This window comes from Pedobacter sp. KACC 23697, assembly GCF_045348445.1.
GTDB lineage: Bacteria > Bacteroidota > Bacteroidia > Sphingobacteriales > Sphingobacteriaceae > Pedobacter.
Map to the genome: position 1 here is coordinate 1,085,168 of NZ_CP157485.1, position 21,003 is coordinate 1,106,170.

Here is a 21,003-nt window from a genome sequence, read left to right on the forward strand (position 1 = left end):
CCAATTTAAACGATGAACACTTTAATTTTTAGAAAATCTTTTATTTTCTTTAACCTACTCACCTTTCTTTGCTTTGCCGTAACTTATGGGCAGCAGAAACAATACCCGGTTATTTCTCCAAATGGAAAAATTAAACTGGTTCTCCATTATCAGGCTTCGGTAGCTGATGATACGACCGCTTCTGCAAAATTCCATATTTACTATCAAACAAATGGTAAGTGGACTGCTGTCTTAACGGGCAACTCGCTGGGGCTTTCTACAGATCAGGAGCAATTTAAAAAGCTGCTACTTAAAAGTGCCGGTACAGTAAAGCGTACCGATACCCGTTATGAAATGCTGAGCGGAAAACGCAAACTTTGTATAAATGATGCCAATGAGGTTACGTTTGCTTTCTCAAATGCCAATGGTAAGCCATTAAACATCGTTTTCAGGGTTTACAACGATGGTATTGCATTCAGGTACGCTTTGCCTAAATGGTCTGATCAACAGGTTAATATTAAAGATGAATATACCACCTTTAATATTCCCGCTCAAACAGAACGTTGGGCACAGGCTTACGATCCTGGATATGAAGATTTCTATCCTTACAGCACCAGTGGAAAAGGTGAAAAGGGCCAGGAGTGGTCATACCCGGCATTGTTTAGATCGAAACAGGCACCGGTGTGGTACTTAATTTCTGAAGCCGGAAACAGCGAGTTTAACGCAGCATCTAAATTGAGTAATAAAGCCGATTTAAATCAATATAAAGTAAGTTATGCAGCCGGTCGAAAGGGCTTTGCACAACAGGGCAATGTGAGTAAACTGCCTTGGCAATCGCAATGGCATACATTAATGATTGGTTCTCTGGAAACAGTGGTGCAATCTACCTTAATTACAGATGTGAGCGAGCCAAGCCGTATTGCACAAAAAGACTGGATCAAACCGGGAGCTGTTGCCTGGATTTACTGGGCTTACAACCACGGCTCTAAAGATTATCAAAAGGCAGTAGAATATACTGATCTGGCTAAAACCATGAACTGGCCTTACGTACTCATCGATTGGGAATGGGATACGATGGGCAATGGCGGAAAACTGGAAGATGCCGTTAACTATGCCAAATCTAAAGGGATTAAACCCATGATCTGGTACAATTCTGGTACTACAGATTGGTGTACTGCTACACCGATTGATAGAATGCGTACACGCGATAAACGCTTGAAAGAATTTGAGTGGTTAAATAAAATAGGGGTTTATGGCATCAAAGTAGATTTTTTTGCGGGTGATCAGCAAGACATGATGAAGTTGTATCTTGATATTTTGAAAGATGCCGCAGACCACCACCTGATGGTCAATTTCCACGGTGCAACCATACCACGCGGTTGGTCTAGAACCTATCCGAATCTGATGAGCGTGGAGGCAGTTTTTGGCGCTGAATGGTACAATAACGGAGATGTGATGACCAACAAAGCTGCAGTACACAACGCTACTTTGCCTTTTACCAGAAACGTAATTGGCCCGATGGATTATACGCCGGTTACTTTTTCTAACAGTCAGCATCCACATATTACATCTTACGGTCATGAATTGGCCCTTTCGGTTGTCTTTGAATCGGCTTTACAGCATTTTGCAGACCGTCCTGAAGCTTACTATGCACTGCCGGAAGCCCCGAAAAACTTTTTAAAGACCGTGCCTACCGCCTGGGATAAAACCCGTTTATTAAGTGGTTTCCCCGGAAAACATGTGGTGATGGCGAGAAAACGCGGCACCAAATGGTACATCGGCGGATTAAACGGAGAGGAAGATGCCAAAGTATTGCAGTTTAGTTTAGATTTTTTAAATAAGAAACAGGCAAATATCACCATTATCCAGGATGGTGAAAATGATAAATCTTTTAACACACAAACACATTTATGGCATAAAGGACAGGTGCTTAAAATTAATTGTTTGCCACGTGGTGGTTTTGTAGCGGTGGTAGAATAAAATATTGAGCCACTATTGACAGAGTCCCTAAAAAAGTCGTCATTGCGGGAAGGAACGACGAAGCAATCTTTCAAGCTAATAATCCTGGCTATAAAGATTGCTTCGGCGGCTGAAAAAGCCACCTCACAATGACGATCCCCGTAGAGGTTTATTCCCATTAATGCTACTATCACTCATATTGATTCGTATATAATAAATTATCCCCGGGGATAACAATTTTATGCTGATGATACAACTTTGACGGCGAACCTTTCTGAATATTTAAGAATCGAACCGCGTTTAATAAGAAACATAATTTTAATTGCTGATGGTATCTCTAAAAAAAAGGTTTGTAAAAAAAATACGTTCCGGAATAATCATCTCTTCGATGGCCTGTTTATTTCAGTCGCAATATATCCGCGCACAAACGACCTATCATGCGCCAGGCGTATCTGTATTTCAGGCTAATGATGTTCGATTAGACCCTTCATGGATAAAAAGCCGTGAAGAACTGAATACCCGCTATCTTTTAACGCTTGATCCCGACCGCCTTTTGCATAATTTTAAAATCAATGCGGGGCTAACTTCACAGTCAAAGCCTTTAGGTGGATGGGAGGCACCAGACATCGGTCTTCGCGGGCATTTTACCGGCCATTACCTTTCTGCAGTTGCACTTTTGGTAGAACAGCATAAAAACCCTTTATTGCGCCAAAGGCTAATTTATATAGTTGATGAATTATATAAATGCCAGCAGGCTTTAGGTAAAGGTTACCTGAGTGCTTTTCCGGAACGTGATTTTGATACCCTCGAAAAAACATTTGGTAATGTATGGGCTCCGTATTATACCTACCATAAAATTATGCAGGGGCTTTTAGATGTTTACACGCACACCGGAAACGAAAAGGCTTACGATATGGTTAATCAAATGGCCAGTTATGTGCAAAATCGAATGGCACGGCTGGATCAACAAAGCATTGAAAAGATCTTATACACGGTTGGTGCTAATCCGGCCAATGAAGTAGGTCCGATGAATGAGGTGATGTATAACCTGTATCACGTCTCTCATAAGCCTGAACACCTCGTACTGGCAAAACTATTTGATAGGGACTGGTTTTTCCGTCCGCTGGCCGAAAATCAGGATATCCTTTCGGGGCTGCACTCCAATACCCATCTGGTACTGGTAAACGGTTTTGCACAACGTGCAGTTACTACGGGCGAAAGTGTGTATCTGGATGCGGCGAAAAACTTCTGGAATATGATGATGCACCATCATGCCTATGCCAATGGCTCCAGCAGCGGTCCGCGGCCAAATGTAACCAGCCCAACATCACTTACGGCAGAACATTGGGGCGTTCCAGATCATTTAAGCAATACCATGACTAAAGAGATTGCAGAATCATGTGTATCGCATAATAGTCAAAAACTAACCAGTTACCTGTTTTGCCAGGATCAGCAACCTGCTTACGCCGAAACTTATATGAATACGTTTTATAATGCCGTAATGGCCCTGCAAAATGGAAATACAGGCGCGGTAGTGTACCACTTGCCGCTTGGTTCGCCAAGAGAAAAGAAATTTTTAAAAGATGACGATTTCAGGTGCTGTAACGGAACTTCCATTGAAGCTTTTGCATCGCTAAATAAGGGGATTTATTACCGTGATGTTGCTGCAGTATGGATCAACTTATACGTGCCTTCTACTTTAAATTGGAAGGAGCATAAATTTATACTTCAGCAGGAAGGTAACTTCCCTGCCGATTCTACGGTTACATTCACCATTAAATCTGCTAAAGCCAAGGCCTTAAAATTAAATTTTCTTATCCCGGGCTGGGCTGAAGGAACAGCGGTTTATATCAATGGAAAACTTGAAGCTGACAGCCCAAGTGCGGGTACTTATTTATCCATAAACCGCAACTGGAAAGCCGGCGACCAAATTAAGCTGGTTTTTCACTACCGTTTTTACCTTAAAACCATGCCTGATGATGAAAATGTATTTGCTATATTTTATGGACCAACACTTTTGGCAGCAGAAACGGATACAGAATTTATTTTAAAAGGAACTAAGCAGGAAATCCTAAAAAATTTGATCCCTGAGGGGAGTGATGTTTTTAAACTTCGTAACGCTGATAACACCTTTACTTTGCGCCCACTTTATGAGATCAGTAACCAGACATATGGAGTATACGCAACTTTAAGGAATTATTGATGTGAATGTCTAAATTTAATCTGGTCGTTTCACCAGGCCTAAAGCAAATTTAGCATATCATTGATATGTAATTCTAGGCTGTGGAAAATACAAAATGAATCCTGTTTCAAACCTATAGATATGAAGTTTTTATCATAAATCCGGTTTTCTTCTGCCATTACTATACTTTTACCGAAATAATGGTGCTGTATGTTGGTTTTTGATGTTTTATAAGTTAATTTGCTTAAACTTTCCCTAAGGTTATGAATAGCTATGAATCTTTTTCGGATACCCAGCTAATTTCCCATTTGCAGCATGGCGATCAAGGTGCATTTACGGAAATATACCGCAGGTTTTGGGATAAAGTATTTGCGGTAGCCTATCATCGCCTGGCTAATCAGGCCGAGGCCGAAGAAGTGGTACAGGAAGTATTTTTAAGTCTCTGGAAACGGCGTGCCAATCTGCAGATCAGGTATAGCCTGCATACTTATTTAAGTACAGCCACTAAATACCAGGTCATTAACAAGCAAAGCAGGGGATATTTTAATGAGGGCAGAAAAAATTCACTTGATGAAATTGCAGAGCAGGGTGTAGATACTACGGAATTATGGTTTTCAGAAAGGGAACTCAGGCAGGAATTGGATAGGCACATTAATGAGCTTCCACTCAAATGCCGTTTAATTTTTAAAATGAGCAGGGAAGACTATAAGTCTAACGCCGCAATAGCTGAAGAATTACATGTATCTGAAAAAACTGTCGAAGCCCACATCACCAGGGCACTAAAAATTTTAAGGGGTAAATTAGGTACCGGGCTACCCTTTATCTTGTATCTGCTATCAAAATAAAATTTATTTTAAATTTAATGTAGGGTTAGGCCTTGTTGATGTGACTATATGTTAAATCAACAAACCATTGGATCAACGCGACAAAAACTACTCCATACCAGAAATTGCCTATAAATGGCAACAAGGAACTGCTACGCCAGAAGAAAAAGCCTTCTACGAGCAGTGGTATGCTTCTTTTAACGATGAAGAACTCGATCTTCGGGAAACCAGCTACACCGGATTTGATGAGCTGGAAAAGAGTATTTATTCCAAAATAGGTATTGGGATTAAAGAAGAAATAAAACCTTTAAAATCTAAATTTTTCCCCATCTGGTTTACAAGTGCGGCAGCCATACTGGTCTTCGCTTTTGGCTTTCTGGCTTACCAATCGGGTTGGCTGAGCTTTCTCAGATCTGCTGATCCAGCCAAGATGGAGATTGTACCCGGAACAAATACAGCTACGTTAAAACTGTCAAGCGGTAAAATTTTGCAGTTAAGCAGCAGTAAGCTCGGTTTAAAAATTGATTCCGCTGATCTGGAATATATGGATGGAAGTGGAATTGTTTTAGATAAAACGAGTGCTGTGACCAAAGCGATGGAGATTAAAACACCAAATGGCGGTACTTATCAGGTAGAACTGCCAGATGGTACAAAAGTTTGGCTTAATGCTTCAAGTAGTGTTGTGCTGCCTGCAAACTTCTCATCCAGCTTTGAGCGGCATTTAAAGTTACAGGGCGAGGCTTATTTTGAAGTGGCAAAAGTAAACACTTCTGTTAATGGTGTTCTAAAAAGAAAGCCTTTTATCGTTACGGTTAACGATAAAGCGATCGAGGTATTGGGTACACATTTTAACGTCAGGGCCTACAGTAGCGAACCATCACTTAAAACAACATTGCTGGAGGGCAGCGTAAAAGTGGTAGATGGTAATACTGCTAAAAAAATAGTTCCCGGCGAGCAGGCAACTGCTGTTAATGGACTTATTCATATCAATAAAGTGGATGTTGAAGAGGCCATTGCCTGGAAGAACGGAAATTTTCAGTTTAGCAATGAGGGGATTGAACGGATTATGCAGGATATTGCCCGCTGGTATAATATAGAAGTAGTTTATGATGGGCCGGTTACTAAGGAAAATTTCGGCGGGGCCATTTCCAGAAATAAATCCTTGCAGGATGTGCTTTCATCACTGGAAGAAACAGGCGGAGTACATTTTAAAATAGAAGGAAGGAGGGTAATTGTAATGCCATAAAATTTTACATCGCTACGTTCTAAATAAGAACCGGAGGTGAGATGAAGCACCCCCGGCAGTAAATTTGGAGCGGTATAAATGAAGAATGATTTTCAACTAAACCAAAACAACCAAACAAACCAGGATACCATTGCTCCCGCATGTGGTATCTAATTCAAATGTATGAAAAAATCCATTTCCATGGGCAATAAGCTACGTGCTTGTTGTTCCGGGCAAAATATGGGCTTTATAACGAAGGTAGTCGTACTTTTGTTCGCCATTTTTGTCTTTCAGTCAGGTAAGAGCCAGGCGCAAACGGTTACCCTTTCAAAAAATAATGCCAAAATTGTCGATGTTTTCAAAGAGATCAGAAAACAGACAGGTTACGATTTCGTATACACCTCCAGTCATATCAGCGAATCAACACCGGTAAGCATAAATGTAAAAAATGCACCACTGGAAAGCGCACTGGCAGCGTGTTTTAAAGATCAGCCGCTAAGTTATTCCATTAAAAATAAAACCATTGTCGTTAAATCAAAGGCCACCACGCAGGAAACGGGACCGCCGGTATCGCGACCCGCGGGTAAATATCGTTTAGTTACGGGCAGGGTAACTGATACCGAAAATCGCTCCCTTCCAGGCGTAACCGTATTTTCAAAAGAATTAAATGTAAAAACAGCTACAGATAGGGAGGGAAGGTATAGGATCGATGTAATCGGTCAGGAATCAGCCACCTTGGTCTTCTCATTTGTCGGCATGGAAAGCAAACAGGTTATGGTCGGTAATCGATCGGTAATAGATGTAGCGCTGTCCCTGGCCGCTAAAGAAATGGAAGAGATGGTGATTACCGGGTATCAGATTCTGAAGCGTAGTGATGTGGTAGGTTCTACTGCCAGCATTCAGGCCAAAGACCTGAACTTAAATGGTATCAATACACTTGAGCAGGCCTTACAAGGTAAACTGGCTGGTTTGGTGGTCACCAATACCAGTGGGATGGTGGGGACCAAACAAAATGTGCGTGTACGCGGTACCTCTACGCTGGTCGGCAACCAGGAGCCAATCTGGGTAGTTGATGGCATTATACAGGAAGATCCCCTGCCTTTTAAAGCACAGGAGCTTAATACGGCAGGAAACATCAACGCTGATAACTTCGATTACCTAAGAACATTCGTTGGTAATTCTATCCGTTGGTTAAACCCAAATGATATTCAGGATATTACGGTATTAAAAGATGCATCTGCTACGGCCATTTATGGTGTTAGGGCAGCTAATGGTGTAATTGTAATTACCACTAAAAAAGGGCAGGTAGGACCGCCATCCATTAATTATTCTACCAATTTTAGCATTACTGAAAAGGTAAACTACGATAAACTGAACCTGATGAATTCAAAAGAGCGGGTTGCTGTTTCCAGAGAAATCTTTGAGCGGGGCCTAACTTCACCTTTCGTAAACAATAATATTGGTTACGCCGGTGCTTTGAATGAATATTTGTATTTAAAAACAATTAATGAAGCCGATTTTAACGCAAAGGTGGCCGCACTCGAAACGGCAAATACCGATTGGTTTAATATTCTTTTCCGTAGTCCCATAAGTAACAATCATAATTTAGGTATTTCGGGCGGCAATTCAAATACCAGGTATTATTCCTCCTTTGGCTACAATACAACTAACGGTACCGCCATTGGTAACGATACCAGGGCAATTACAGGAAACCTGGCCATGACTTCTCAGGTATTTAAAAACCTCACCTTGGGCATCCGCTTGTCTGCCTCTAAAAACACCACTAACGGATTTTACCAGGTAAGTCCTTATGATTATGCCACTAAAGTAAATAGAGCTATATCAGCCTACGGTGCTGATGGTGAACTCAGCTTTTACCGCAATGCATCCGGTTACCTGTTCAATATCATTAATGAACGCGACGAAACAGGTAACGTGAACAATGTATTAACTACTAATGGTAGCATGGATATAAACTATCGGATATCAGATAATTTCCGTTTCCAAACGCTTTTCAGCTACAATGCATCTGCCACTAATGGTTTAACTTATGCTACGGAGAAAACAGAATATGTATCCAGAACATTAAGGTTTGCAGAATATGGAATCAGCCCGGCCGATCCGGCTTATATCAATTCTAGGTTACCTGTTGGCGGCGAATTTAATGAGGTAAACAGTACAAATAGAACTTTAGGCTGGCGTAATAGTTTATCGTATAACAAAACATTTGCTCAAAAGCATACGGTTGCAGTAATGATAGGTGCTGAAACCAATAGTTCACAATATGATGGCTTCCAGGCTACCTCTTACGGTTACCTGCGCGATAGGGGAAAGTCTTTTGCCGCTCTGCCGCTCACCGTTACTTCACAAAAAACAGTAAACTCCTTACTGGTCTCTATTCCACGGATAACTGATAGAAAGATTAATACAATGGGTGTTTACCTCACGTCATCTTATTCTTATGCCAACAGATATGTGTTTAACTTTAGCGTAAGAAATGACAGATCTAACCGTTTCGGCCAGTTTACCAACGAGAAGTTCAATCCGGTTTGGGCTGGTGGTCTGCGCTGGAATATTGCCAACGAAAAATGGTTCGCTGCTTCGAACTGGATAAGCGGACTGGCTTTACGAAGCTCCTTTGGCTACCAGCGTAACATCGCTTCCAATATCAGTCCGGATTTGATTATCAAACTGCCAACAGGTGCTGCTGCAAACTCTACCGATCCTTTAACCGGAGAAGCTTTACTTACCGTTAGTAATTTACCGTACGGCGATTTGAGATGGGAACAAACCACCAGTTTAAATCTTGGATTGGATTGGAACCTCTTCCAGAATAAAGTAAGTGGCAGCATAGAATATTATACCAAAAGGGGTAGAGATCTGATTACCACACTGCCTGTACCGTTGGAATACGGTGTAAGCAATATGTTTGTAAACGGCGGTTCTATCAATAACGAAGGTTATGAAGTTTCGGCCAGTTTTGTCCCGGTTCGTACCCGGAACTTTACCTGGTCGGTTAACCTGAATACCTCAAAAAACAGGAATTTAATAACCAAAACAGGTGCTCAGGTAGTAAGCTGGCGTACAGCAGCTTCCGGGCAATTAAATATAGAAGGACAGCCGGTTTCGGCATTTTATGCATTTAAATATACAGGCATTAACCCAGCCACTGGTGAACCAATGCTTGATTTAAGTGTGGCACCTGGTGCTGATCCAAAAAATCCAACCTCATTTATGCAATATATGGGTAAACTAGACCCTGATTTTACATCGGGTTTAGGGATGAGCTTTAGGTATAAGATGTTTAGCGTAAGCAGCTCTTTTTACCTGCAGGTAGGTGGAAAAAGATTTCTGGCACCATTATATAATTATGCGGCTACCAACAGCGGTTTGCCAACAGAATATGAAAATCTTTCAAGGTTGATATTGGACAGATGGACACCAAGCAATCCAAATGCAACAGTTCCGGCCTTGCCTAACGGTAGCTTACCGAGTATAGCTTTGCCCAACAACGACCAAACCTACAAAAATACGTACTTGCTCTATAACTATAGTACCGATAGGGTGGTCAGTGCCTCAAGTTTGCGCTGTAACAATATTAACTTAAGCTACACACTTCCAGAGGCGTTGGTAAAAAAAATAAAGTGCAAAAACATCTTCCTGGGCGGTGGGGTATCCAATCCATTCGCATTTAACAGCCACGATTTTAAAGGTATAGATCCTGAAGTGGCCACAGGTGGACAACCACGTACCAGAACGTACACATTAAACCTAAACCTAAGCTTTTAAGAGATGAAAAAAATATTTTTATACAGCCTGGTGCTGGTCATGACACTATCTGTCTCCTGCAAAAAGTTTCTGGAAGAATATAGTCAGGACGAAATGCGCCCGGGTTCTACAGCCGATTTAGTTTCCCTGATGAATGGAGATGCATACCCCAACGGGATGTCGATAGAAACTTTTGATGTATTAACAGACGATATACAGAATAATCCGCTGGTACCCGTAAATGGTGCGCCTATTGCAACTTATTTGTCTACTTTACAGGCCGCTACACCCATGTTTACCTTTAATCCAAACATGTTTGATCAGAACACCACCGTAGGCGGATCGGCCAGTGTATATACTAAACTTTACGCAAAGGTAAAGGGATGTAATGTCATTATAGATTACCTTAACAATGTATCAGGTACACAGAAAGAAAAAAATGCTGTTTTAGGTCAATGCTTATTTTTAAGGTCCTATTATTACTTAAAGCTGGTAACTACCTATGCCCAAATGTATAATGGCCCTGGCGTAAACCCTGAAACTGCGCTAGGTGTGCCTCTAGTGTTAAATAGCCAGGTTAAAGATGGTGGTTTGCCACGTAATTCGCTAAAAGAAGTATATGATCAGATCGAAAAAGATTTATTACAGGCCGAATCCTTGCTGCGCTCCAGCTTTACGCCAACTACTGCCTTTAGGGTAAGTGCTGATCTGTGCAATGCCTTATTATCTCGTTTTTACTTATACAAAGGCAGAAATGAAGATATGGAGAAAGTGATCCAATACGCAGGGGCAACCTTGCAAAACAGGTTTATCTTAACAGCTTTATCCAGCTTTGTGGGTTCGAATAATAGTATAAGCGCTAATGGAATTTATAATGCATCAAGCCCTGAAGTGCTATGGGTGTATTCGGGTTCTTATTCTGATATCAATACGGTTAATTTTGATTCAAGGTCACTACCGCCTTTTACCGTATCTGCCGAGCTGAGTAACCAATACGATAAGGGAACAGGGGCATCCAACTACGGTGATTTGCGTTTTCAGTATTATTTCCAGTCATTTACAACTAGTGGAGGTACAAAATTTCCTTATCGCACAGGTAAAAATACCGTAAATGCCACTTATGGTACCAAAGGGTTTAGGGTTGCAGAACTTTATTTAAACCGTGCCGAGGCATATGCACGCCGTTTTCTGGTAAGTGGCAACGCTGCAGACAGAACAGCAGCGCTAGCTGATCTGAATACATTGAGGCAGAGCCGGTACGATAACAGAAATACCGTGTATACACCGGTAAACATTACCGATGCTCAGGCACTTTATGCGTTTTGTAAAGAAGAGCGCAGAAGAGAGCTTGCTCTGGAAGACGGGCATCGTTTTATCGATCTGAAAAGATGGGGTTTAGGTGTTACACACGTATACACCGGCGCTGATAATGTAACCACTACATTTACGCTACCTGCCAATAGCCCTTTGTATGCATTGCCTATTCCGTATGATGCCATCTTGGCCAATACCGGACTTATTCAAAATCCAGGATAAATTACTCGTATAAATTACTGAATCATGAAAATTTATTTTAACCTAATAATATTATTGGCCGTTGTTACAATGGTTAGTTCCTGCACAAAAGAAGAAGCAGCACTTACACCATCAGCTATTGATGTAACTTATCATGTGCCGCAGGGCAGTAACGCCTTTGACCAAACGATAGTAAATTATTACAATACCTACGGCAGCTATTTGCTATATAAATTTACAGAGCGCGATGCCTATTGGACCCCAACCGGCTGGAGAAGACCTGTACTGAATGATGCTGCAGGCAATTGGTCAGGGATAGATGTGGTGAGTGCAGATCCGACTGCAGTTGCAGCTCAGCTGGATCTTATTGATAAAAGCTTGTTCAGCCTTTATCCGAAACCTTTTTTGAAACAATTTTTGCCGGTAAAGTTATTGTTGTGCAGCAAAGTAGATTCCATTTACACCACTGGTGTATTTAATCCAACGTATGTTACCACTAAAAACATCAAAAAAATCCCTGCCTTTTATAGTTACGATAATATTTACATCAACTATGGCGACGCTACGGTGAACCAGATGACTGCCAGCGAGAAACTGGCCTTTCTTGCCCGTATCAATCAGGTGTTTTTACAGAGCATTAACGAACGGGGGTTAATACCACCAAGTACGGAATTTATCAATAGCGCCGATTATGTTTCCTCAAACGCCACACAAGCGGTAGCTTATGGCAAGGGATTAATTGCAAACACCAACAATACCATTACGCCAACCAGCGATTGGAATGCCTATGTACTGGCCATGGTAACCTTATCAGAAAATGATCTTAAACGTTCAGTTGCGAATTCGGATAAAAGTGCTGTTGGGATTTTAAACGCCACTAAAGATAGCAATGGCCTAATCAAAAAACGCTATAGCATCATACGTAATTATTTCATCAACAATTTTCAGGTAGATCTTCAAGCTATAGGCAACAAAGCCAGGGGCCTCTAGGCCAACCAATTCTATTATCAACTAAGCACTGTTTGTAAAAAATAACAGGCAGTGCTTTTAACAAAAATGAATGAAACTATTAAAAAAGTTGTTGCTAATCGGACAGCTCTTTGTAAGTGCATCGATAATAGCACAAACAACGTCAGAGCTTCCGTCAATTCAAAAGTTTGTCAAATCCAATGCGTCTAAATATACAGGTGTATTTAACGTGTACCTGCAAGACGACAAATATTACCTGGAAGTTCCGGATTCTCTGCTTAACAGAGATATCCTGACCATGATTGTTATTAATAAAGGCTCTGCGCAGGTATCGCGAGATCCCTCAAAGCGCTTTGGCTTTGCCGGCGACGTTGTACATGAAGCGGTTTTCAAATTTAACAAAGGATTTAAAGAAACCCTGAACATGGAGCAAGCACAGTTCTATATTGAGCCAACAAAGCAGAGTGCCTATGAAGCTAGCTTGAAAAACAAGGTGGCGTCAATTATCGTAGCTTTTAATCCAGTGGCGAAGGATGCCAAAGCTGTACTGATCGATATTACAAACACACTGAATAGTGATATGCCATTCTTATCGCTCAGCGGTGCAAAAGATGAATTATCATTAGGGCCATACCAAAGTAACCTATCTCGTCCTATAGGCGTAGCTGGTTTTGCTAACAGTTTAGTTTTTCGTTCTGTTAGGGCGTATGGTGCTGGTGCGGTGACGCCTAAACCAAATGCAATGGGCTCCCCGGAACAAGGTTCAGATCAAGGTAACACCCAACAAATGACCGGACCTACATCTTGGGAAGTAGGAGCCAGTTGGTATTTGCTGCCGGCAAAGCCTATGCGGTTACGTTTTGCAGATAAGCGTGTTGGTTATTTTGCACGTGCTATCAGAGATTATGCACAAAATCCTAATAATATTGAGGACAGAAATTATGCTACGCGATGGAAAATTGAGCCAAAGCCACAAGATATCGATAAATTTAATCGGGGTGAACTGGTAGAGCCGGCATCTCCAATCGTTTATTATATTGATAAAAATACCCCAGCTTATTTACGCCCCTATTTTATTGCAGGGGTAAATGCCTGGCAGAAAACTTTTGAACGGATAGGTTTTAAAAATGCCATTATGGCTAAAATGGAGCCAACTGCGGAAGAAAATCCCGATTTTTCTATAGATAACCCTGCCTATTCGGTCATTTCTTATAAACCCTCTACTACAGCTAATGCTTACGGACCGATGGTGATTGATCCACGTTCTGGACAGATTCTCAGCTCACATGTGGCCGTTTTTCATAATATAACCGATTTATTGCAACGATGGTACTTCGTTAATTGTGCAGCAAATGATCCTGCAGCCCGAAAACTACCGCTGTCAGAAGAGATTATGGGCAGAATGGCACAAATGGTAATTACCCATGAAGTGGGGCATACACTTGGCCTTCGACATGACTTTGCAGGTAGCCACAGCTATGATGTAGACAGTGTGCGTAAACATTCATTCGTTGCTAAAAATGGTTTTGGTGCGTCGATTATGGATTACCTAAGGTTTAACTATGTAGCGCAGCCAGAAGATGGTTTCAAAGCAGAAGAACTATTGCCAAAGATTGGCGTTTATGACGATTTTGCTATTGAGTGGGGCTATAAAATTTTTCCTAAACATCAAAATGCAGAACAGGATGCAGAAGTGCTGAAACGTTGGGTGAGCAAAATGCGTAAAGATCCCCGATTCCTATACTTCCCGGAAGGAGACTTTTTTGATCCAAGAATTCAATCTGAAGACATGGGCAGCAACGCGATGAAAGCGGGAACCTTAGCCATCAAGAACTTAAAGGTAATGATGCAAAACTTAGCGGTATGGCTTGAAGATAATGATGACGACAATTATACCATGATGAAGCGCATGCACAGCGCCGTAGCCAGTAGATATAATGAATATTTAGCTCATGTACTAAAAAATATTGGTGGAAGATATGCTGATAATGCACTAACAGAAGAGGGAAGATCAAATTATGTTCCTGTAAGCAGAGATTTACAGAAAGAAGCAATGGCCTTTATTAACGATTATTATTTCAATGAGCCTCAATGGCTTTTCCCGAAAGAAATCACAGATAAAACGAGGTTTACTTTTTCGGGCGAAGTAGCAGCAGATTACGGGGCTTTTATGGGCAGGGTTTTTTACAAATTTTCGGCCATCGGCAGAAACCAACGTATGGTAGGAGAACAACGTTATACTGTTGCAGAATTTTTCGATGACATGTATAAAGGTCTTTTTTCAGATTTAAATAGTTCTGAAGCTATTTCTGCATACCGAAGGATGTTACAACAACGCTATGTGAGCCTGCTTTTAACGGCGGTTTATAACCCGGCAAGTTATGAAAATGATGTAGCGGTTTTGATTAAGCAACAAATTGATAAAGTTGCAGCAGCTTGTGAGATATCCCTTAAAGTTAAAACAGATAAAAACTCCAGAGAACACCTCAATGCTATTGCAGACATGATCTCACAATGGAAGGGAAAAAAATAACAAAATAATCTTCGGTCATTATCAGTAAAATGATCAATACCGTCAGTTGATAAGAAGATGAGCAGTAAGTTATTGTGATTTAACTTAGTGAGATTAGACATTAAACGAAGAGCCTTGGCGGCTTTAAAGCCTAAACAAAAAAAGAAATAGATGAAAAAAATATTCGCAATAGCCGTATGGGGTTGGCTTTTTAGTATACAGCTGATGGCTCAAACCAATAAACCAGGCAGCCCGTTAAGCTTTGATAAATTCTTTAAAGAAAAGATGAAAGTTATTCCGGGATCCTTCCCAATTTATCAGCTTGACGATAAGTACTATCTACAAATTAACACGCAGCAATTTAATAAAGATATCCTAGTAGTGGGCGACATCCGATATGGTGGGGCAAACCTTGCCAAATCATCAGGAATACTGCAGTTTAGGAAGGGCAATGCCGATAATTTATTTGTAACTAAAAGCGATTATAGTGAACAAGCAGTGGCTAACGAATCTATGGCGAATCTATTAACTGGTTCTACCTTACAGCCAATTAGCTCTACATTTAAAATAGAAGCACTAGGCAAAGACTCTGGATCTTACATCATTGATATTACGAGGCAGTTGATTGAGGGCGGAGAGCTGTTTTCGTTTAAAAATTATAATTTAATCGCCAATCCAGATCCTTCAAGATCGGCCGTAGAAGAAGTAGTGCCCATTAGTAAAGGTGTACTGTTTAACGTTTACAGGTCTCAAAACGCATCTTCCAGAGATTACAATGGCAAGCCTATTGATCAGGCTTTTACCTTTCAGATCTCTTTGGTATTTCAAGAGCTTTCGGCGCAGAATATGCCTATCCGCATCAGCGACCGTAGAATTGGGTTCAGCACCAAATCTTTTACCGATTTTGGATTAACCGGTTATGCGGCTAAAAAGGTGAACATCATTAGAAAATGGAATGTGCAAGTTGCTGCTGGTGACTTAGCTAAGTATCAGTCTAGTCGGTTGGTGGCACCCGAAAGACCTATAATCGTTTATATCCACCCATCTGTTCCTAAGTTTTTGATCAATTCATTTAAGGAAGGTGCATTGGCTTGGAATAAATGCTTCGAAACCGCCGGATTCAAAGAGGTCATCAAAGTCGTACTTCCAGAGCAGGCCAGGCAGCAGGTAATGGAAGAAGGAACCATCATGATCGCCTGGGGTGGCGTTGCTGCTAAGCCAGAGGTAGAAACGGTCGAAGATCCACGCACCGGTGAGATTAAAACGGCAAAGATTACTTTTTCTGACCGGGTAGTTGACAACTTACTACAAAAATATTTTGTACAATGTGGTAAATATGATCTACGTATACAAAAAGATGCCAATTCACCAGCAGTAAGGGCTGATATCCTAAAATTTAAGCTGGGTCAGGCGATGGCCGAGGCACTAGGTATGTTGCCTAATTACGCAGGTAGCACTGCTTATAACATAGCGCAGATCAGTAGTCCAGAATGGGTGTTGACCCATGGTTTCACTTCTTCAATCACTGATGAATTGAACTTTAATTTCTTGATGGTGCCTACAAAGGGTTTTAACAGTAAGTTGTTTATCCCTGGTATTGGCGCCTACGATCATTTTGCGATCAATTGGGCCTATAGGCAATACCCTAATGCACCGATCAAACCTAATTTTCTGAAAGACGGCAAGATTGACCCTGCGCTCTTCTACGCTGCAGAAGATAAAAGCAACCCTCTTGCACAGGCTGAAGACCTATCTTCTCAAAATATCGAGGCCGCACAAAAAGGTATTGCTAAATTGATGGCTTTTTATCCTGAATTAGATGGCATTGCTGCAAAGATGAATGACGATACACCAGATACTTATATGTTATTGGCTGCGAATTTTATTATGGCATACGATCAATATGTGACCAGTGTGTTGCCTAATATTGGCGGTAGAGAACGTTATACCGTAATGAAGGGGTATAATGATGTGCCTGTTCGTTATGTGTCCAAAGCAAGGCAGCAAGCCACGTTTGAGTTTTTATATCAAAACGTATTGAAAGCAGTACCCAGTTGGACCCGCAACGACAGAGCACAGTTTACCGATGGTTCCAACACAGAAACTTTAGTGACAAAAACTGCAGTTAAGGTAGTTAATTACTTAACCAATGTCGATTTAATTAAAAATTTAATTGAAGCAGAAAATTCTGGGCAAAAAGGCATTTTCGGAACGAAGGATCTCTTTGATAATATAGACCGTTATCTATTCATGAATTTCGATTCGAAAATAGCATTAAGTAGCTATCAGCGTAATATACAGGCCACATTCATCAGAAGCTTACTGGCATTGAACGGCAAAAATAAAGTAAGTGCCGGACTTAATGAAGTTAGCGTGGTATTGAATAGTTATATGGCTTCATTAAGCAAACACATCGACGCTATTGCCAAATCTCATACCAACCAATTAAGCAAAGATCATTTTCAATTGATGAAGATGTTAATGGATAACGACCTAAACGCAAAATAATGAAAAATTTAATTATAGGTTTATTACTGCTTTCATTAAGCATAACAACGAAAGCTCAAACTAAAAAAATCATTTTCGAACATTTAACCTTTCAGGAAGCTTTGGCTAAAGCTAAAGTTGAAAACAAATTGGTTTTTGTAGATTGTTTTACTACCTGGTGCATTCCTTGCAAACACATGGAAGCCGATGTGTTTACACAAGATAGTGTTGCTGATTTTTACAATAAAAATTTCATCAACATTAAAGTTGATATGGAAAAAGCGGAAGGCCCTGCACTAAAAAAAATGTTTACGATAGAAGCCTATCCGTCCTATCTGGTATTAGATGTGGAAGGAAAAATCAAAAACAAATTTGTGGGCGGCATGCCGGCGAAAGATTTTATAGCTAACGCCAGAAAAGGACTGGGAACAAGTGAAGAGGCAAGGTTAAATGCAATGTATGAAAGTGGAGATCGTTCGCCCGAATTCATGAGAAATTACATCAGGCATAAGATTAAAGTGATGGAAATTTCGAAGGCCAAACAGCTGAATGCCGAATTCATGGCCACACTCACGCCCGAACAAAAAGCCAGTCCGGAGAATTGGTTCTTATTCGGACAAAATAGATATACCATGTATCTCTCTGATTTATTTAGTCCTAATTTTAAATACCTGGCGGATAACTGGAGAGATTTTGCCGCAAAGAATACCAAAGATACGGTAGATAAAAAGCTGTCATCAGTTTACAGGCAGATCGTTTCCTGGACACTTAATGGATTTTATGTAAAGGTGAAACTTTATGATAAAGCAACATACGAAGTGTACAAATCGCAGCTTAAAAAAATGGAGATGCCAGATAAAAAGCAATTGTTAGTGATGATGGACATTGCTATGGCAGCAGGAGAGAAAGACATTAATAAGGTTACAGATTTATTTATCAAACACCTCGCTTCTTTCTCTGAAGATAACCGTCATATCCTTTTCGATTATTATACTTTCGCCAGAACAATCAAGGGTTACGATTTTCCGGAAATTGAAGTACTTTCTGACGAAATCTCGAAAAGTTCAAGCAATCCTTACTTAGTTAAACAGTTTCAGTCTTTAAAAGAAAGATATGCGCCTAAAGCAAATTAGTTTATGGTGTGCTTGCTTGTTTTGCTGTGCAGCGGCTTTTGCACAGCAAGCCAACTATAAAGCTGCGCAAAAATTTGATGCCCCCAATCTGGCTAAGCTTATTGGCACAACCAAGGTGATTCCTTTTTTTATTAAAAACAGTAATTATTTTTGGTTTATAGCTGATGAACCCGGTTCAACTACAGCACAGATAAGTTTTTCAGGCGATTCAGTTATAACCGCCAGCAAGAAAAGTACGCATTACATCGTGAATATGTTGACGGGTAAAAAACAAGCACTTTTTGATAAATCTGAAATTATCAGGCAGTTGAAAGTACTTAGCAAGGAAGCGGTTGACGAGAAGAAAATCTTGTATTGGGCCGATTTTTCGGACAATGGAAAAAGCGTGTTGGTAAAATACGGTACAAAAACTTACAATTATAACTATGAAACGAAGAAGCTTACTTTACAGTTAGTTAAAAGTACGGTAAAAAAAACAGCTGGTTTTGGTGTTTCTGCTGATGGTAACTGGGAACTTTACGCCAGAGCGCATAACTTGTACATCGCCCCAACTGCAAATAAGCAAAAAGAACGTCAGTTAAGCTTTGATGCGGAACCTTATTTCTCATTTTGTGTAGATGAAAAGGGTACATACACTACAGATAAAACTTATCCTTCTAATGCAAAATGGTTAGGCACTAAATATTTTTATGCATTACGGGTAGATACCAGGAAAGTAGCTACCCTGTCTGTAATCAGTTCGGCGGTAACGCCAAGACCGCGGGTATCTACCTATAAATATGAATTACCGGGCGATAAGGACGTAGCACAATATGAACTTTATATTGGCAATGCCGAGAGCGGTTCTTTCAAAAAGGTAGACCTCAAACGCTGGCCTGATCAGCAGGTGGAAACTTTAGAGGCTCAGGGAAATACGAAAGAGATTTACGTAATCAGGCGTAAGCGTAGCAGGGATGAAATGGAACTCTGTGCCGTTAGCCTGGCTAACGGAAACGTACGTTCTATCATCCACGAAACCAGTAAACCTTTTATAAATGAAGATTTTTTCAATGTTTCCATCATCAAAGGTGGAAAAGAAATTATTTGGTGGAGTGACAGGACCGGTTGGGGCCAGTATTACCGTTACGATGGCGACGGACATTTACTTAACCCCATTACCAAAGGAAATTTTACGGCCGGAAAAATCGCTGCCATCGATACCGCCAAGGGAGATATTTATCTATATGGTTATGGTAAGGAACGAAATATTAATCCTTACTATGCTATGCTATATAAAGTGGCTTTAAGTGGCAAAAATGAACGTTTGCTAACACCTGAAAATGCCACCCACAAGGTATACATTTCGCCAGATAGAAAATATTTTGTCGATAATTATTCTCGTATAGACATGGCTCCCGTAACTACATTGCGTAAAATTGACGGGAAACAGATAGCCGAAGTATTAAAGCCAAATGTAAGCAATCTATATGCTTATGGATGGAAAAATGCAGAGCCCTTTACCGTAAAAGCTAAAGATGGCATAACCGACCTGTATGGATTGATCTGGAAACCTTTTGATTTTGATCCGGCTAAAAAATATCCGGTTATCTCGCAGGTTTACCCGGGCCCGCAGATCGAAACCGTTTGGAACGATTTTACCGTTCTCGATAAATATAATAATGCCGCTTTGGCACAAATGGGATTTATTGTGATGGCGGTTGGCCATAGGGGAGGATCGCCCATACGCAATGCCGAATATTACAAATTTGGCTATGGTAACCTTCGGGATAACGGAATAGAAGATGATAAGTATGCCATTGAGCAGCTGGCAAAGCGGTTTTCCTATATCGACCTGAACAAGGTAGGCATTTTTGGCCATTCGGGTGGGGGCATGATGACGGTGGCTGCCATGTGTAAATATCCTGACTTTTATAAAGTTGGCGTAGCCTCATCAGGAAACCACGATAATAGAATATATAACCGCACGTGGGGCGAAACTTACCAGGGGCTGGAAAAGAAAATGCCGATCAATGAAGATCTGGCCAAAAATCTGAAAGGCCATTTAATGCTGGTCACCGGCGAAGTGGACGAAAATGTAAATCCTGCCAATACTTACCGGATGGTCGATGCGCTCATCAAGGCCGATAAAGATTTTGATCTCATGGTATTGCCGGGACAGGATCACCATTACGAAGGGCCGTCAAAACTTTATTTCGAGAAACGCATGAGGGCATATTTCGCAAAATATTTTATCGAACAAGACATTGTGCATGATAGAAAGTAAACATAGCAATAGGTTGCTAATTTTTAGTTAATGATGATCGGAGCTGGTTGGATGACCGCTCCGTTTCTTTTACCTGTTAAGGTTGCGGGAGAGGAACAGCTCCTTGTTCATAAACCAGATCCGATAGGCATCTGATGTAATGTAAAACCCACAGCTTAGTGCGGACTTGGAATGTAAAGCGGGACTG

At 40.9% G+C, this 21,003-nt stretch carries 11 protein-coding genes; all 11 read left to right on the plus strand.

Features of this window, described 5'->3' with window-relative positions; genetic code table 11:
• Positions 1 to 12: 12 nt before the first annotated feature.
• The 11 genes from ABEG20_RS04510 (at position 13) to ABEG20_RS04560 (ending at position 20,816) form a co-directional block, all read left to right on the plus strand.
• On the plus strand, positions 13 to 1,959 hold the full coding sequence (locus tag ABEG20_RS04510; protein WP_406826197.1) for a glycoside hydrolase family 97 catalytic domain-containing protein: 1,947 nt from the start codon (positions 13 to 15) through the stop codon (positions 1,957 to 1,959).
• Between the two features lie 367 nt (positions 1,960 to 2,326).
• Positions 2,327 to 4,141 carry a beta-L-arabinofuranosidase domain-containing protein gene (locus ABEG20_RS04515; RefSeq protein WP_406826198.1) on the plus strand — a complete coding sequence of 605 codons (1,815 nt, stop codon included), beginning with the start codon at positions 2,327 to 2,329 and terminating at the stop codon, positions 4,139 to 4,141.
• Positions 4,142 to 4,383: 242 nt separating this feature from the next.
• Complete coding sequence (locus tag ABEG20_RS04520) at positions 4,384 to 4,965, plus strand: RNA polymerase sigma factor (RefSeq protein WP_406826199.1); 582 nt, start codon at positions 4,384 to 4,386, stop codon at positions 4,963 to 4,965.
• 67 nt (positions 4,966 to 5,032) lie between these two features.
• Entirely contained in the window at positions 5,033 to 6,190 is a 1,158-nt protein-coding gene (locus tag ABEG20_RS04525; protein ID WP_406826200.1) for a FecR family protein, read from the plus strand.
• 162 nt (positions 6,191 to 6,352) lie between these two features.
• Positions 6,353 to 9,958 (plus strand): SusC/RagA family TonB-linked outer membrane protein, encoded by a 3,606-nt coding sequence (locus ABEG20_RS04530; RefSeq protein ID WP_406826201.1) that lies wholly within the window; start codon positions 6,353 to 6,355, stop codon positions 9,956 to 9,958.
• Between the two features lie 3 nt (positions 9,959 to 9,961).
• Complete coding sequence (locus ABEG20_RS04535) at positions 9,962 to 11,473, plus strand: RagB/SusD family nutrient uptake outer membrane protein (RefSeq protein WP_406826202.1); 1,512 nt, start codon at positions 9,962 to 9,964, stop codon at positions 11,471 to 11,473.
• 24 nt (positions 11,474 to 11,497) lie between these two features.
• On the plus strand, positions 11,498 to 12,442 hold the full coding sequence (locus ABEG20_RS04540) for a hypothetical protein (RefSeq protein ID WP_406826203.1): 945 nt from the start codon (positions 11,498 to 11,500) through the stop codon (positions 12,440 to 12,442).
• A 70-nt stretch (positions 12,443 to 12,512) separates the two neighbouring features.
• Complete coding sequence (locus ABEG20_RS04545) at positions 12,513 to 14,954, plus strand: zinc-dependent metalloprotease (protein ID WP_406826204.1); 2,442 nt, start codon at positions 12,513 to 12,515, stop codon at positions 14,952 to 14,954.
• A 150-nt stretch (positions 14,955 to 15,104) separates the two neighbouring features.
• Positions 15,105 to 17,441 (plus strand): zinc-dependent metalloprotease, encoded by a 2,337-nt coding sequence (locus ABEG20_RS04550; protein WP_406826205.1) that lies wholly within the window; start codon positions 15,105 to 15,107, stop codon positions 17,439 to 17,441.
• Positions 17,441 to 18,553 (plus strand): thioredoxin family protein, encoded by a 1,113-nt coding sequence (locus ABEG20_RS04555; RefSeq protein ID WP_406826206.1) that lies wholly within the window; start codon positions 17,441 to 17,443, stop codon positions 18,551 to 18,553. Before ABEG20_RS04550 ends, ABEG20_RS04555 begins: the two co-directional genes overlap by 1 nt.
• Entirely contained in the window at positions 18,534 to 20,816 is a 2,283-nt protein-coding gene (locus ABEG20_RS04560) for a prolyl oligopeptidase family serine peptidase (RefSeq protein ID WP_406826207.1), read from the plus strand. The genes ABEG20_RS04555 and ABEG20_RS04560 overlap by 20 nt, the downstream gene beginning before the upstream one ends.
• Positions 20,817 to 21,003 lie beyond the last annotated feature (187 nt).

Coding starts and splice junctions, on each gene's coding strand:
- ABEG20_RS04520 (WP_406826199.1), top strand. CDS start 4,384: ATGAATAGCTATGAATCTTTTTCGGATACCCAGCTAATTTCCCATTTG.
- ABEG20_RS04510 (WP_406826197.1), top strand. CDS start 13: ATGAACACTTTAATTTTTAGAAAATCTTTTATTTTCTTTAACCTACTC.
- ABEG20_RS04530 (WP_406826201.1), top strand. CDS start 6,353: ATGAAAAAATCCATTTCCATGGGCAATAAGCTACGTGCTTGTTGTTCC.
- ABEG20_RS04515 (WP_406826198.1), top strand. CDS start 2,327: ATGGCCTGTTTATTTCAGTCGCAATATATCCGCGCACAAACGACCTAT.
- ABEG20_RS04555 (WP_406826206.1), top strand. CDS start 17,441: ATGAAAAATTTAATTATAGGTTTATTACTGCTTTCATTAAGCATAACA.
- ABEG20_RS04540 (WP_406826203.1), top strand. CDS start 11,498: ATGAAAATTTATTTTAACCTAATAATATTATTGGCCGTTGTTACAATG.
- ABEG20_RS04545 (WP_406826204.1), top strand. CDS start 12,513: ATGAAACTATTAAAAAAGTTGTTGCTAATCGGACAGCTCTTTGTAAGT.
- ABEG20_RS04550 (WP_406826205.1), top strand. CDS start 15,105: ATGAAAAAAATATTCGCAATAGCCGTATGGGGTTGGCTTTTTAGTATA.
- ABEG20_RS04535 (WP_406826202.1), top strand. CDS start 9,962: ATGAAAAAAATATTTTTATACAGCCTGGTGCTGGTCATGACACTATCT.
- ABEG20_RS04560 (WP_406826207.1), top strand. CDS start 18,534: ATGCGCCTAAAGCAAATTAGTTTATGGTGTGCTTGCTTGTTTTGCTGT.